Raw genomic sequence first — 15,548 nt, forward strand, 5'->3', positions numbered from 1 at the left:
CATTTGAGACCGGCCGATTTCTGTTCTTGCGGAGCCGAAGGCCGCTTGCCCGTCAGGCAATCAGATGACGAAAAACCAGTTGGCGATCAGCATTACCGCCACTCCGGCGACCAGCGTCAGATAGGGCAGCATGCCCGCCTTTTTCACCGAGAGGTCCGCTCCCGCCATGCCGAGGTCGGCCAGCATGTGGTCGGGGAACTTGCCGCCGTCCTGGATGTAATGGCGGAAGCAGAACACCGGGATGATCAGCGCCGCGGTGATCAGCCCGGCCCACAGCGCCATCGGGTTCCACACCTTGGCGCCGGCGCCCATGAAGATCGCGTTGACATAGGCGAAGATCGCTCCGACGCCGAGCAGCCAGCTCGGGGCCTTCCACGGCCGCGCGATATGGCCGTTGTCGATGCGATGGATCCAGCCGGCATTGAGGTTGAGGAAGTTGAAGATGATGTAGCCGCAATTGGATACGGCGAGGATGAAGAAGAAGCTTGTCGCGTCGGCCGAGGCGATCGCCAGCACGATCAGGTTGAAGCACAGATCGGTCCACATCGCCCGCGTCGGCGCGCCATGCTCGTTGACGTGGCTGAGGTAGCGCGGCAGCCAGCCGTCGACGGAGCCCTGGTAGAGCGTGCGCGAGGAGCCGGCCATAGCCGTCATGATGCACAGCACCAGCGCCAGGATCATCAGCATCACCAGCAGGCTGTGGATAAGTCCGCCGCCGCCGACCATGCCGGCGAGAGCATCCGCCACGCCTGAGCCGTCGATGATCGGCGTCGCCAGCATGCCGTTGAGGCCGAGCACGCCCTGGAAGGTGAACGGCACCAGGATGAACAGCAGCATGCAGAGCAGGCCGGAATAGAAGATGGCCTTGAAGGTATCGGTGCCCGGGTTCTTGAACTCGGAGGTGTAGCAGACGGCGGTCTCGAAGCCGTAGGTCGACCAGGCGGCGATGAACATGCCGCCGAGCACCAGCGTCCAGCCGGCGATGTTCCAGGCGCCGGGCTCTGGCGCATAGGCGGCGGCCAAGGGAACCAGCGGCGAGAAATTGGCCCAGTTGATCTGGCCGGTGAAGATCGGCACGACGCCGACGATCAGCATCGGGACGATGACCAGCAGGCCGATATATTTCTGCACATTGGCGGTGCCCAGGATACCGCGATGCTGGATCGAGAAGATCATCAGCATCAGCACGGCGCCGATGAAGAAGGTGGCGTTGAAGGTGAAGGACACCGGACCCAGTGTGTGGCTGAACGCCGACCACGTGCGGATCGCCGGAGTCGCCGCCGCGGTCACCGCGGTAATGGCGTCGCCGGCGCTCGTTCCGGCATGTGCCGCGATATAGGCGGCGACCTCGGGCGACGTGTCGGTAAAGATCGGCACCGGCGCCAGCGCATTGAGGATATAGGCGGCGGCGATCGAGCAGCCAAGCGAGAGCACCGGCGACCAGGCAAACCAGTTGCACCACACCGACAAGGGCGCGATGAACTTGGAGTAGCGCAGCCAGGCGGTGGCGCCGTAGATCGAGGCGCCGCCCGATTTGTTCGGGAACAGGCCGGCGATCTCGGCATAGGTGAAGGATTGCAGGAAGCCCATGACCATGGACACCGTCCAGATCAGGAAAGCGAGCGTCCCGGTCGTGCCGGCAATGCCGCCGATCGAGAACAGGACAAGGGCTGGAACGCCGCTCGCCACCCAGAAGGCGCCGCGCCAGTCGATATGCCTGAGCAGCTTGCTTTCGGCAGGCTGGTCCAGGACCGTGCTTATGGTGCTCATGTCGGTGAATTCCCCTTTTTGATGTTCCCCGCCGGCGACGCCTCGGCTGTGCGAAGCTTGCTCCCGGCCAATATCGCCGCGACTTCAGTGTTTCCACTCAGTCGTATTTTTTTCTTAGGAGTGAAGATTGATCCGGCGCGCTTTCACGTCAAGCGTTTTGTCGCGCCGTGCACATCACGCTTGCGGGCGGGCGCACAAATGTGCCCCGCGGCGCCGCCGACGGGCAATCCCGTATGCCCGGAAGGCCGCGGTCAGGAACGCGGCCTGGTCTTCTGCGGATCGTAATGGGCGAAGGCCACGACTCGCGCCGGCAGCCGCTTGGCGTGGCCGTCGAGCTTGCCGATTTCAACTCGCGCGCCGATGGCGGCGTGGGTGACATCGAGCCGCGCCAGCGCGATGGTCTTGTTCAGCACCGGCGAGCGCATGCCCGACGTGACGACCCCGATCTGGGCGCGGCCGACATGCACGCAATCGCCATGGCCGACCGCGACGTTGGCATCGATGTCGAGCCCGACCAGTTTGTTCTGCGGGTTCTCCTTGCGCCGGATCAGCGCCTCGCGGCCGATGAAGTCGTCGGTCTTGGACTTCAGCGGCACGGTGAAGCCGATGCCGGCCTCGAACGGGTCGGTCTGGTCGGAGAACTCGTAACCGGCGAAGATCAGCCCGGCCTCGATGCGCACCATGTCCAGCGCCTGCAGGCCCATCGGCTTCAATCCATGCGGCTGGCCGGCGGCCCAGATCGCGTCGAAGACCTTTTCGGCGTCGCGCGGATGACACCAGATCTCGTAGCCGAGTTCACCGGTATAGCCGGTGCGCGAGACGACGACCGGAACGCCATTGCCGCCGCCGATGCGCGCGACGGCGAAGCGGAACCATTCCAGTTCCTCGATCGACGGCTGCAGCGGCGAGGTCCAGATCACCTTCCTCAGGATATCCCGGCTCTTCGGCCCCTGCACGGCGATATTGTGCATCTGGTCGGTGGACGAGCGCACCAGCACGTTGAGGCCGAGCTTTGTCGCCGTCTCGCGCAGCCATTCGCCGGACAGATCGTCGCCGCCGACCCAGCGGAAATTGTCCTTGCCGAGCCTGAGCAGCGTGCCATCGTCGATCATGCCGCCATGCTCGTAGCACATGGCGGAATAGGCGACCTGGCCGACGCCGAGCTTCTTGACGTCGCGGGTCAGCGTGTACTGCAGCAGCGCTTCGGAATCCGGGCCGGTGACCTCGAATTTGCGCAGCGGCGACAGGTCCATGATCACGGCGTCCTGCCGGCAGGCCCAGTATTCGGCGATCGCGCCTTCCCTGGCGAAGGAATTGGCCAGCCAATAGCCCCTGTACTCGACGAAGTCGCGGGTGTGCTTGGCAAAGCTCGAATGAAAGGAGGTCTCGCGGGTCATTTTCGGTTCCGAATCGGGCGTCATGCGTCTGGCGATCGCACGCGAGAATTTGTGCTGGCCGGAATAGGTGCGCACATGGATGTCGGTCAGGTCCCAGCCATTGGCCGGCGTCGTGTCGTCGGGGCAGGCGGAGGACACGCAGACGATGTCGGTCAGGGCCCGCAGCAGCACATAGTCGCCGGGCCGCGACCATGGCTCGTCGGAGACCATGACGCCATGCGCGTCGATCGCCGTGTTGAAGAAGAAGTTGATCGCCATCCAGCCGGCGCGTGGTGTGACGCCCTTGTCCGACAGCGCGCGGTTGAAATTCTCCGAGCAGTTGGCGTGGCCGGGATAGCCGATGTCATCGTAATATTTGGCGGCGCATGCGAGCGCGAAGGCGTCGTGCCGGCCGCATGTGTCCTGCACCACTTCGACCAGCGGCTCCATGTCCTGGTCGTAATATTTCGAGTGCAGCCCCGGCATCGGATAGCTCGCGCCCATCAGCGTGCGTGTCGTCGTCACATCGAGCGGATGGTCGAGCCCCTTGTCCAGCTTGCGCGCCGAAAAGCACTGGAAGTCGGTGCACTGGCGGCCATCGACGTCGATGATCTGCAGATAGTCGCCGGCTTTGACGAAATAGGATTCCGCCGTCGCCGAATGGACGCGCAGGTCGAGCACCGGATCGGCGAGCGGGTCGGCCAATTGCGACTTCGCCGCCGGACGGATGGTGGCACGCCGCACGATCACGGTAAGCGGCGTCGCCGTATCATGGCCGTCGACCAGCATCGGCCCGCCGGGCGCGGCGATCACCACCGAGCCGACGCGCGCAACGCTGAAAGCCTGTTCGGTGCCGGCCGGCGTGGCGCCGCCGAATACGCGCACCGCCTTGGCTTGGTCGAGCTGCACCTGCCGGCGCGCGAGCCCGCGCCGCAGGGACGCGAGACTGTCATCGCCCTCGGCAAGCAGCGCCTTGATGCCGGCGGCATTGCTGTTGGATTTTTCCCCGAGGATGGAGGGATCGGTCGCACCCGTGCCGTCCCACGCCAGCAGTTCGCAAGCCTGGCCGCCCTCGACATTGCGCACCGTGATCGTGTCGCCGGCCTCGGCCTCGATCAGCACCGCACCATTGCCTTGGACCGTATAGCGCTCCATGCCCGGCGGCAGCGCGATCTGGCCGGGCCGCAGGATCAGGCTCGGCCGGGGTGGTCCGGATGCGACGGCAGGGTAGGGCGACTGGCTCATCTCAGCCTTGCGGTTCGAGAAACAAGTTTGCCTGTGTGTGAAATTATTTTAGCAGCAAGAATAGCAGTGCGGGTGGGTTTGGCAAGGCGGTGGTGGGGCAGGTTCTTCCTTCTCCCCTTGTGGGGTCTGAAGGACGGGGCGAGATCCGTGGCTCGCCCCAGGGCGGTGGATCAGTGCGCAGCGCCGAGACGGTCGAGGGGGTGGGTGACGGAGTGCCGTCATTGCCAAGCTGGAGCACCGCTCATCCGACCTCGCTCCGCGCGGCCACCTTCTCCTACAAGGGGAGAAGGGAAGGGCGCGCGCAAGGCTACGTCACTTCCTCGGAATGGCTGATATCCACACCATATTCCGCCGCCGCATCGAGCATCGTGTGCCACAGGCTCTCGGCAAAGGTCGCGAAGACCAGAGCGTTGAACATCGGCTGTCCGTCCGCCCGATCATTCCCACGCCAGAGCGAGACGCTGGTGTGATCCATCGAGGTTGCGGCGGCAGAGCCGACCGCGAACACACCGGCATGCAGATCGAGCGATGAAAGCTTGGCCAACATCGCCCGCGCCTTGTCACCGGAGATGCTGATCAGCGCCCGCGCATGCGACTGGTCGGATAGCGAAGCCGATCCGGCAAGCAGAGGAGCAAGCGCCTTCATCCCGTGCTTGCCACTCTTCGACAGCACGAAAAACTGATCCGGCCCGGACCAGATCAGCGTGGCGTCCGCAATCCGCACCGCCTTGGGCGCATCCGGACCGGCAATGCCGAAACACGCCGTCGCAGCCCTGGCCAGGTCACCCGCCTTGCCGCGGCGTGCCATCACTTGCACGAGGTCGAAATTGCGGATCTCGGTCAGCGAAACGCCGGCATCGCCCTGCGCGCCATGCGGACCGACGACCAGCGTGCGGTCGAGAGGGCTGCGCGCATCCCAGGTAAATTCAGCCACGCTGGCGCCCTCCATCCGGATCGTAGAAGACGGGATTGCACAGTTCGACATCATACTCCTCTGCGCGCAGCGGATCGTGCGCGCGCACGGTCTCGCCGATACGCTCGCGACCACGTTCCACGAGAGCAAGCCCGATCCATTGATCCGATGTCGGCGAGAAGCAGACTGAGGTGACATAGCCCTGGTCGTTATCAGGTCCGGGCGTCTGGCCCTTCGGAACGATGTGCGCGCCGGAGCGCAGCCGCCGCGCCTTGTCGGTCGGCTTGATGCCGACGACGACCTGCCGGTCCGGCGCGACCAGCGCCTCGCGCCCGGCCATGATGCGGCCCACAAAATCCTTCTTGGTCGACATCATCTTGCCCAGGCCGAGGTCGGCGGCCGTGGTCGTGCCGTTCAGTTCCGGTCCGGCGACATGGCCCTTTTCGATGCGCATGACGCCAAGAGCCTCGGTGCCGTATGGCGTCACGCCGAACGGCTTGCCGGCCAGCATCAGATTGCGCACGAGCGCCTCGCCATAGCGCGCCGGCACCGAAATTTCGAACGCCATTTCGCCGGAGAAAGAGATGCGAAACAGCCGTGCCTTGATGCCGCCGCGCAACGCAACTTCGCGCGCGCCCATGAACGGGAAGCCCTCGTTCGACAGATCCTCTGTCGGGTCGACGATCTCCTTCAGCAGATCACGCGTCTTCGGCCCGGCGATCGAGAATTGCGCCCACTGGTCGGAGACCGAGGTCAGTTGCACGTCCAATTCGGGAAACAGCACCTGCCGGCAGAATTCGAGATGCTGCATCACCAGCCCGGCCTTGGCGGTGGTGGTGGTGAGGAAATAATGATCCTCGGCCAGCCGCGAGGTCGTGCCGTCGTCGTAGACGAACCCGTCCTCGCGCAGCATCAGCCCGTAGCGCGCCTTGCCGACGGCGAGGCTGGAGAAGGTGTTGATGTAGACGCGGTCGAGGAAGGCGCCGGCATCGGGGCCGTGCACGTCGATCTTGCCGAGCGTCGAGACATCGCAGAAGCCGACGCCGGAACGCACCGCCTTGACCTCGCGTGTGACGGATTCCAGCCAGTCCTTCTCGCCCGTGCGCGGATACCATTGCGCGCGCTTCCACAGGCCGGTGTCGACGAAGACGGCACCCTGTTCGACGGCCCAGTGATGCGAAGGCGTCAGCCTTGTGGCGTGGAAAGTCTCGTCGCGGTGATGGCCGGCAAAGGCGCCGATCGCGACCGGCACATAGGGCGGGCGGTAGATCGTGGTGCCGGTTTCGGGAATGGACTTGCCCGACACCGCGGCCATGATGGCAAGGCCGGCGACGTTGGAGGTCTTGCCCTGGTCGGTCGCCATGCCGAGCGTGGTGTAGCGCTTCAGATGCTCGACCGACTCGAAGCCCTCGCGCTGCGCCAGTTCGATGTCGGAAGCAGTGACATCGTGCTGCTGGTCGACGAACGCCTTGCCCTTGCCGGCGACATGCCAGAGCGGCGTCAACGAGAACGCCTCGTCATCGGCGATCGGCGCTGTGCCGGCCTTGCCGCTGCGCCCGGCGTCGAGCGCGGCCGCCGCGCCTGCTGCAAACCCTCCCGCCAGGCAGGCGCCGAGACCGCACGAGCCATTGGCTGCACCGGCGGCGACCATGCCGGGAGGCGCTCCGTCGGGCACGAAGGCGGCGATGTCGTCGCGCCATTTCGGCCGGCCGCGATGATAGGAGGTGAGCCCGACCGCCGGGTTCCAGCCGCCGGAGACGGCAAGCCCGTCCGCTTCCACTTCGGCTCGCGCGCCGCCGGTGAGAGAGACGGAGATTTTCCTCACACCGTCCTTGCCGCCGTCCGCACGGCTGACGGCGCCATGCAGCACCGGGAAGCCGCTCTTCGAGGCGAGCGAACGATGGGCGGGCGAGACGTCAGGCCGTGCGTCGATGACCGCCGCAATCTGCAAGCCTGCGCCGAGTACTGTCTCGACCGTGCGCCAGCCATCCTCATTGTTGGTGAACAGCGCGATGCGTTTTGCCGGCGCGGCGGCATAGCGCGCGACATAGGTCCGCATGGCCGAAGCCATCATCACGCCGGGCGTATCGTTGCCGGCAAAGACGACCGGCCGCTCGAGGGCGCCGGCCGCGACGACGCAACGCCTGGCCACGATGCGCCACATGCGCTGGCGCACCTGGTGCTCGGGCGGCGAGGGCAGATGGTCGTTGACCCGCTCGATCGCGCCATAGGTGCCGCCATCGTAGACGCCGAACAGCGTCGTGCGGGTCATGATGCGGACATCGGGCATTGCCTCGAGTTCCGCCAGGGTTCGCGACAGCCACTCGGCTGCCGGCAGCCCGTCGATCGTGCCGCCATCCGAGAGCAGGCGGCCGCCGGGAATAAAATCCTCTTCGCACAGGATGACGCGGGCGCCGGAGCGGCCGGCGGCAAGGGCTGCCGCAACGCCGGTCGGGCCGGAGCCGGCGACCAGCACGTCGCAATGCGCCCAGGCCTTGTCGTAATGGTCGGGATCGGCAACGCCGGCGGCGCGGCCGAGGCCTGCGGCGCGGCGGATCGCCGGCTCGTAGATCGCCTCCCAGAATTTCGCCGGCCACATGAAGGTCTTGTAGTAGAAGCCGGCGACGAAGATCGGCGCGAAGAGCTGGTTGACCGACATCACGTCGAAATGGAGCGACGGCCAGCGGTTCTGGCTGGCGGCCTCGAGCCCTTCATAGAGCTCGGCGGTCGTGGCCTTGGTGTTCGGCTCGCGGCGTGCGCCGGTGCGCAGTTCGACCAGCGCGTTGGGCTCTTCCGAGCCGGCGGTCAGAATGCCGCGCGGACGGTGGTATTTGAACGAGCGGCCGACCAGCTTGACGCCGTTGGCGATCAGCGCCGACGCCAGCGTGTCGCCCTCGAAGCCGAAGAACGTCTTGCCATCGAAGCGGAAGCTCAGCGGTGACGAACGATCGACGAGGCCGCCAGTGGAGAGACGATTGGACTGGGAGGAAATCACGATGCAGCCCCATGCACTGGCGTCGCGCTGCCCCTCATCGCCCTGCCGCTTCTTACCCTCCCCCTGGTGGGGAAGGTCGCTGCGAAGCAGCGGGGTGGGGGGGCGGCGCCGACCCCCACCCGGACCTGCGGTCCGACCTCCCTACAAGGGGGAGGTAAAGACGTACCGGCCTTCACCGCGGCGCTGAGCTGGACAGAAAAATTCATTTCGCAACCTGCCTCGCCCCGGCGCCCGCCGCCGGCTCCACGGCCGAAATTTCGTGCGTCAGCGTGTTGCGGGTGACCTTCAGCCACGCTCGGCAGCCGCCGCCGTGGTACCAATTCTCGTCCATCACGCCGGCGACATTGTCGCGCAGGTAAACGTAGTCGAAGACGTCGTCCTCCGAAGCGCCAGCCTCCGGACGCATCGGCTTGGCGTCGCCGAGACAGGTGAACTCGCCGAGGTCGCGTTCGCCGCAGAAGGGACAGGTGATGCGCATGGCAGGGCCTTCAGTGCAGGTTCGGTTGGGCGCCCTGGCCCTTTTCGTCTATCATCGCACCAGACCGGAACCGGTCGAGGCGAAAGCGGGCGGCCTCCTTGTGGGATTGGTCGCGGGCCAGCAGGTGGGCAAAGACGAGGCCTGAGCCCGGCGTCGCCTTGAAGCCGCCATAGCACCAGCCGGCATTGAGGTAGAGCCCGTCGACCGGCGTCTTGTCGATGATCGGCGAGCCGTCCATCGACATGTCCATGATGCCGCCCCACTGGCGCAGCAGGCGCACGCGGCCGATCATCGGCATCAGCGCCATGCCGCCTTCGCAGACGTCTTCCATCACAGGCAAATTGCCGCGCTGGGCGTAGGAATTGTAGCCGTCTATGTCGCCGCCGAAGACCAGGCCGCCCTTGTCCGACTGGCTGACGTAGAAATGGCCGGCGCCGAACGTCATCACATTGGGGATGAGCGGCTTGATCGCCTCGGAGACGAAGGCCTGCAGCACATGGCTTTCGATCGGCAGGCGCAGGCCCGCCATCGCGGCGACACGCGAGGAGGAGCCCGCGACGGCCATGCCGACTTTCCCGGCGCCGATCTTGCCACGCGAGGTCTCGACGCCGGTCACCTTGCCGTTGGCGTCGCGCACGAAGCCCGTCACTTCGCAATTCTGGATGATGTCGACGCCGAGCGCGCTCGCCGCATGGGCGTAGCCCCAGACCACCGCGTCGTGCCGCGCCGTGCCGCCGCGCCGCTGCAAGAGCCCACCTTGCACGGGAAAGCGCGCATTGTCGAAATTCAGGAACGGCATCATCTTCTTGACCGCGGCAAGGTCGAGCAATTCGGCATCGATGCCGTTGATGCGCATCGTGTTGCCGCGCCGCGCATAGGCATCGCGCTGCGCATCGGAATGGTAGAGATTGATGACGCCGCGCTGGCTGACCATCGTGTTGTAGTTGAGGTCCTGCTCCATCCGCTCCCACAGCTTCATGGACAATTCGTAGAAGCCGGTGTTGCCGGGCAGGCCGTAATTGGAGCGGATGATGGTGGTGTTGCGGCCGGCGTTGCCGGAGCCGATCCAGCCCTTTTCCAGCACGGCCACATTCCTGATGCCGTACTCGCTGGCGAGGAACCAGGCGGTGGCCAGACCATGCCCGCCGCCGCCGATGATCACCACGTCGTAGCGGTCCTTCGGGCTGGCGTCGCGCCAGGTGCGCTGCCAGTTCTTGTGGCCGGAGAAGGCGGCGCGGGCGAGCGAGAAGATCGAATATTTCATACGTTCATTCCGAGGTCGCTCGCACGCTGCGCCGGTCAGATGTCCAGCGTGTGGTCGCGCTCCCATTGCGTGAAGTGCGAAGCATAGGAATTCCATTCCTGGTGCTTCAGCTTTAGATAAGCCGACGAGAATTCCTCACCCAGCGCCGTCTTGAGCGATTTGTCATTGTCGAATTCGCGCAACGCGTCGAGCAGGTTGAGCGGCAATTTCGGCGCGCCCTCCACCGTGTGACCGTGCTGGTACATATCGATGTCGTAGCGCCTGCCGGGGTCGGCCTTGGAGCGGATGCCGTCGAGGCCGGCGGCGATGATGACGGCTTGCAGCAGATAAGGGTTGGCCGCGCCATCAGGCAGCCGCAGCTCGAAACGGCCGGGGCCGGGCACGCGCACCATGTGGGTGCGGTTGTTGCCGGTCCAGGTCACCGTGTTTGGCGCCCAGGTGGCGCCTGAAATGGTGCGCGGGGCGTTGATGCGCTTGTAGGAGTTGACGGTCGGGTTGGTGATGGCGGCGAGAGCCGAGGCATGTTTCATGATGCCGCCAAGAAAGTTCTTGCCCTTGGCCGACAGGCCGAGCTCCATCGAATTGTCGGCAAAGACATTGGTCTTGCCTGTTTTGTCCCACACCGAGATGTGCGCATGGCAGCCATTGCCGGTCAGTCCCTGGAAGGGCTTGGGCATGAAGGTGGCGCGCAGGCCGTGCTTTTCCGCGATCGACTTGACCATGAACTTGAAGAAAGAATGCTTATCGGCGGTCGCCAGCGCATCGTCGAAGGCCCAGTTCATCTCGAACTGGCCGTTGGCATCCTCGTGGTCGTTCTGGTAGGCGCCCCAGCCGAGCGCCAGCATGTGGTCGCAGATCTCGGCGATGACGTCGTAGCGGCGCATCAACGCTTGCTGGTCGTAGCATGGTTTCGCCGCCGTATCATATTCGTCGGAGATCGTTTTGCCGTCGGGCGAGATCAGGAAGAATTCCGCCTCGACGCCGGTCTTGACATGCATGCCGTCGTTAGCGGCTTCCGCGATCAGTCGCTTAAGCGTGTTGCGCGGTGCCTGGTCGACCTCCTTGTCGTCCATGATGCAGTTGGCGGCGACCCAGGCGACGTCAGGCTTCCAGGGCAGCTGGATAACCGAATTCGGATCCGGCACCGCCAGCATGTCGGGATGTGCCGGCGTGAGGTCGAGCGAGGTAGCGAAACCGGCGAAGCCGGCGCCATCCTTCTGCATATCTGATATCGCCTGCGCCGGCACCAGCTTGGCGCGTTGCCCGCTGAACAGGTCGGTGTAGGAGATCATGAAATATTTGACGTTTTTCGCCCTTGCGAACTCTGCAAGATCAACTGTCACGGAAGTTCCCCATTTTTTGTCGATTGTTGGCCCTAGAGCATATGGCCTTCGGCCCTTTGTTGATCAGAAGCCGTTCTTCCCCGGTATCCAGTTGGTGCCGGCCAGCGGCACGCCGGCCATCGCGGCGGCCTCGATCGTGAGCGCGACGAGATCCTCGGGTTCGAGATTGTGCAGGCTGTTCTTGCCGCAAGCGCGGGCGATGGTCTGCGCCTCCAGCGTCATCACCTTGAGATAGTTCGCCAGCCGGCGGCCGGCGGCCACCGGATCGACCCGCTTCATCAGTTCGGGATCCTGCGTGGTGATGCCGGCCGGGTCGCGGCCCTCGTGCCAATCGTCATAGGCGCCTGATGTGGTGCCGAGCTCGTTGTACTCCGCCTCCCAGCGGGGATCGTTGTCGCCGAGCGCGACAAGGGCAGCCGTGCCGATGGAGACCGCGTCGACGCCGAGCGCCAGCGCCTTGGCGACATCGGCGCCGTTGCGGATGCCGCCCGAGACGATCAGCTGCACCTTGCGATGCATGCCGAGATCCTGCAGCGCCTGCACCGCCGGCCTGATGCAAGCGAGCGTCGGCTGGCCGACATTCTCGATGAACACTTCCTGCGTCGCCGCCGTGCCGCCCTGCATGCCGTCGACGACGACGACGTCGGCGCCGGCCTTCACCGCAAGCGCTGTGTCGTAATAGGGGCGGGCGCCGCCGACCTTGACGTAAATCGGCTTTTCCCAGTCGGTGATTTCGCGCAGTTCGAGAATCTTGATCTCGAGATCGTCCGGCCCGGTCCAGTCGGGATGGCGCGAGGCCGAGCGCTGGTCGATGCCCTTGGGCAGCGTGCGCATCTCGGCGACGCGATCGGAGATCTTCTGGCCGAGCAGCATGCCGCCGCCGCCGGGCTTGGCGCCCTGGCCGACGACGACCTCGATGGCATCGGCGCGGCGCAGATCGCGCAAATTCATGCCGTAGCGCGACGGCAGGTATTGGTAGACGAGCTGCTTGGAATGGCCGCGCTCTTCCTCGGTCATGCCGCCGTCGCCGGTCGTGGTCGAGGTGCCCGACAGCGTCGCGCCGCGCCCGAGCGCTTCCTTGGCCGGGCCCGACAGCGAGCCGAAGCTCATGCCGGCGATGGTGATCGGGATTTTCAGCTCGATCGGCTTCTTGGCATGGCGTGAGCCCAACACGACTGATGTGTCGCAGCGCTCGCGATAGCCTTCGAGCGGATAGCGCGAGATCGATGCGCCCAGGAACAGAAGGTCGTCGAAATGCGGCAGCTTGCGCTTGGCGCCGGCGCCCCGGATGTCATAGATGCCGGTGGCCGCGGCGCGGCGGATCTCGGAAAGCGTGTAGTCGTCGAAAGTCGCGGATTTGCGCGGCGTCGTCGGCGGGTTGCGATAGGTCATGCTGCCTCAATACGCGTCGGCGTTGTCGATATTGAAATTGTAGAGCGTGCGCGCCGAGCCGTAGCGCTTGAATTCAGACGGCTTGACACCGGTGACGCCGGCGCGGTCGAGCAGGCCCTGCAGCAATTCCAGGTGTTCGGGCCGCATTTCCTTGGCGATGCAGTCGGCACCCAGGCTGCCGACCTTGCCGCGCACGAACAGCCGTGCCTCGTAGATGGAATCGCCGAGCGCGTCGCCGGCATCGCCCAGCACCACCAGATTGCCGGACTGCGCCATGAAGGCCGACATATGGCCGATATTGCCGTGCACGACGATGTCGATGCCTTTCATCGAAATGCCGCACCGCGAGGACGCATTGCCCTCGATGACGAGCAGCCCGCCCTTGCCGGTGGCGCCGGCATATTGGCTGGCGTCGCCTTTGACTGTTATCGACCCCGACATCATGTTTTCGCCAACGCCGGGTCCCGCCGAACCATGCACGGTGATGGCACTGCCGGAATTCATGCCGCCACAGTAATAGCCGACGCTGCCGCGCACATCGATGCTGACCGGCTGGTCGACGCCAACGGCGACCGAATGGCTGCCCTTCGGGTTCAACACTTCCCAGGCGGTCTCGTTCGAGCCTGGCGTCAGATTGTGCAGTGCCTGGTTGAGCTCGCGCAGCGACATCTGGTCCAGGTCGAACACCCGGGAGGCATGGTCGCTCGCCGCCGCGGTTGAAAGTTTTGTTGCCGGCATGAACTCAATGCTCCCAGAAATAGACGGTTGCGGGTTCCGGTTCCCAGACTCTCGCATTGTCTATGCCGGGCAGTTTGGTCAGCGCGCGATATTCCGAGCCGAAGGCGACATACTGGTCCGTCTCGGCCATCACGGCGGGCTTGCAGGCGATCGGGTCGCGCACCACGCCGAAGCCGTTCTTGGTGCCGACGACGAAGGTGAAGAAACCGTCGAGATCTGAGAGGGTGCCCTCCAGCGCCTCGCCGAGGTTCTTGCCATGCGCCATCTGCGAGGAGAGATAGGCGGCCGCCACTTCGGTGTCGTTCTCGGTCTCGAATTTCATGCCTTCGCGGACCAGTTCGCGGCGAACGTTGTTGTGGTTGGACAGCGAGCCATTGTGCACCAGGCACTGGTCGGCGCCGGTCGAGAACGGATGCGCGCCCATCGTCGTCACCGCCGATTCCGTCGCCATGCGGGTGTGCCCGATGCCATGCGTTCCGGTCATCCCACGGATGTCGAAGCGGTCGACCACAGCCTCGGGCAAGCCGACTTCCTTGTATATTTCCACGGCTTCGCCGGCACCCATGATGCGGATGTCGGGCCTGAGCGACTGGATGGTCTCACGCGCGGCATCGACCTTTTCGGGCGTGGTCCTGATGACGGCATGCGTCGATTTTACCATGACGCTCACCGGCACGCCGAGCGCCTTGGTGAGTTCGGCGTCCAGTCCACGGAAATCACGCTCCGGCCTCGGCGACTGGATGGTGATCTTGGCCTCGTTGCGGGACGGCGCGCCATAGATCGCGATGCCGGCGCTGTCGGGTCCGCGATCGCTGAGCGATACCAGCATCTGCGACAACATCGCACCGAGCTGCGGCTCCAGCGCCTTGTCCTTGAGGAAAAGTCCAACGATTCCGCACATGCCAGCCTCCAGACCCTTTGTAGCTAAAAATGATGTATCGAATGAGTTCGGGGAATTCAATTGGTATGAAAAAAATATTCCTCTCGTTACGCGTTGTGTTTTGTCCCATCCGGCGGCCCATCGCCTTGTCGGCGCATGGAATGGGCCCATTTGGCGGTCCGGATACGAGCCATCTTGTAGGCGTCGAGGATCGACAGCGCATAGATCAGGAAGCCGCCGGCGTGGCGGCCGACAAAGCTGGCGTCGGGCGGGGCGATCTTCGCCGTCACCCAGGCCAGGATGACCATGAAGAAAAGAAACTGCAGGCCGCGCGTCGGAACGCCCAGCATGACGTGGCCGCTGCCCGGTAGCAGGGTTGCCGCGCCCAGGACGATATATGGGCTGGTAGGTCCGGGCGAGGGGGTTGCGCCGGTCATGCCGCTTTCCGTTCGTTCCTGTTGATCGCGTCGCGCAGTCCCGAAAGGGATACGAGCAGCCGCGAGATCAGCGCCGGGTCGATTTGCGCGTCACCGAAAGCGGCTTGCCGGAAGACACCGTAGCGGGCCCGCTCGGCTTCGGCCAGCAGCCAGACGATACGCACACCCTTTGGCGTGATCAGTAGCTCCTTGGCGCGTCCTTCTGAAAAGGGCTCCAGATGGTCGGCGATGATGTTTTGCGGGAAGCGCACGCCTCTGCGGTCCGTTCGAAGCACCGCCTCGGCGGGAAAGCCGGGCGCCTTCGGCAGCGTGTGGTCGAGATGGTCGAAATTGGAGAATGTCGTCGGCGAGCCCGGCCGCATCATCATGTCGAAGGTGCCGGGCACGGCTGTTTTCTCCGTTATCGATACGCTGAGCCAGCGCGCCGGCAGCTTTCTCGTCGCCAGCGTGTCGACGATGGTGCGCAACTGCACGCGCTGGCCGTTCCACGAGCCTTCCCACGTAACGACGCCGGCAGTACCGTCCGAGACATCTTCGGCGTCGGCAATGACGGCGCGGATGCTGGCCTGGTCGGCGGCGCGCGCCACGGCAGCCCTGTCGCGGCTGCGGCGTGCCAGCCAGGCAAAGTGCAGGACGAGAGCCAGGACAGCCGCCCCGGCAAGCAGTGCTGACGTCACCTCGGACATTTCGTCATGCCAGGCCCGCCCAATTCGGACG

Annotated in this window: 12 protein-coding genes; all 12 read right to left on the reverse strand. The window is 64.9% G+C overall.

The window, feature by feature from the left end; all coding sequences use genetic code 11:
* Positions 1 to 60 precede the first annotated feature (60 nt).
* The 12 genes from FJ949_RS17890 to FJ949_RS17945 all read right to left on the reverse strand — a co-directional run bounded on the left by FJ949_RS17890 (position 61) and on the right by FJ949_RS17945 (position 15,517).
* The gene (locus tag FJ949_RS17890) at positions 61 to 1,770 is read right to left on the reverse strand and encodes an APC family permease (RefSeq protein WP_140497849.1); all 1,710 of its coding nucleotides are present in this window, start codon (positions 1,768 to 1,770) and stop codon (positions 61 to 63) included.
* A 251-nt stretch (positions 1,771 to 2,021) separates the two neighbouring features.
* Complete coding sequence (locus FJ949_RS17895) at positions 2,022 to 4,391, reverse strand: aminomethyltransferase family protein (RefSeq protein ID WP_140497851.1); 2,370 nt, start codon at positions 4,389 to 4,391, stop codon at positions 2,022 to 2,024.
* 307 nt (positions 4,392 to 4,698) lie between these two features.
* Positions 4,699 to 5,325, reverse strand: coding sequence for a sarcosine oxidase subunit gamma family protein (locus FJ949_RS17900; RefSeq protein WP_140497853.1), 627 nt, complete (start codon positions 5,323 to 5,325; stop codon positions 4,699 to 4,701).
* Positions 5,318 to 8,299, reverse strand: a complete 2,982-nt coding sequence (locus FJ949_RS17905; RefSeq protein ID WP_140497855.1) for a sarcosine oxidase subunit alpha — start codon at positions 8,297 to 8,299, stop codon at positions 5,318 to 5,320. Before FJ949_RS17905 ends, FJ949_RS17900 begins: the two co-directional genes overlap by 8 nt.
* 202 nt (positions 8,300 to 8,501) lie before the next feature.
* Complete coding sequence (locus FJ949_RS17910; RefSeq protein ID WP_140497857.1) at positions 8,502 to 8,777, reverse strand: sarcosine oxidase subunit delta; 276 nt, start codon at positions 8,775 to 8,777, stop codon at positions 8,502 to 8,504.
* Between the two features lie 10 nt (positions 8,778 to 8,787).
* Complete coding sequence (locus tag FJ949_RS17915; RefSeq protein WP_140497859.1) at positions 8,788 to 10,041, reverse strand: sarcosine oxidase subunit beta family protein; 1,254 nt, start codon at positions 10,039 to 10,041, stop codon at positions 8,788 to 8,790.
* Between the two features lie 35 nt (positions 10,042 to 10,076).
* Positions 10,077 to 11,384, reverse strand: a complete 1,308-nt coding sequence (gene glnT, locus FJ949_RS17920) for a type III glutamate--ammonia ligase (RefSeq protein WP_140497861.1) — start codon at positions 11,382 to 11,384, stop codon at positions 10,077 to 10,079.
* A 63-nt stretch (positions 11,385 to 11,447) separates the two neighbouring features.
* Positions 11,448 to 12,776 carry an FMN-binding glutamate synthase family protein gene (locus FJ949_RS17925; protein ID WP_095771140.1) on the reverse strand — a complete coding sequence of 443 codons (1,329 nt, stop codon included), beginning with the start codon at positions 12,774 to 12,776 and terminating at the stop codon, positions 11,448 to 11,450.
* Positions 12,777 to 12,782: 6 nt separating this feature from the next.
* Complete coding sequence (locus FJ949_RS17930; protein WP_140497863.1) at positions 12,783 to 13,514, reverse strand: GXGXG domain-containing protein; 732 nt, start codon at positions 13,512 to 13,514, stop codon at positions 12,783 to 12,785.
* A gap of 4 nt (positions 13,515 to 13,518) precedes the next feature.
* The gene (locus FJ949_RS17935) at positions 13,519 to 14,415 is read right to left on the reverse strand and encodes a glutamine amidotransferase family protein (protein ID WP_140497865.1); all 897 of its coding nucleotides are present in this window, start codon (positions 14,413 to 14,415) and stop codon (positions 13,519 to 13,521) included.
* Between the two features lie 86 nt (positions 14,416 to 14,501).
* Positions 14,502 to 14,831, reverse strand: coding sequence for a hypothetical protein (locus tag FJ949_RS17940; protein ID WP_140497867.1), 330 nt, complete (start codon positions 14,829 to 14,831; stop codon positions 14,502 to 14,504).
* Complete coding sequence (locus tag FJ949_RS17945) at positions 14,828 to 15,517, reverse strand: hypothetical protein (RefSeq protein WP_181165153.1); 690 nt, start codon at positions 15,515 to 15,517, stop codon at positions 14,828 to 14,830. The genes FJ949_RS17940 and FJ949_RS17945 overlap by 4 nt, the downstream gene beginning before the upstream one ends.
* Positions 15,518 to 15,548: the final 31 nt, after the last annotated feature.

Origin of the sequence: Mesorhizobium sp. B2-4-1 (genome assembly GCF_006442185.1) — a bacterium.
Taxonomy (GTDB): domain Bacteria; phylum Pseudomonadota; class Alphaproteobacteria; order Rhizobiales; family Rhizobiaceae; genus Mesorhizobium.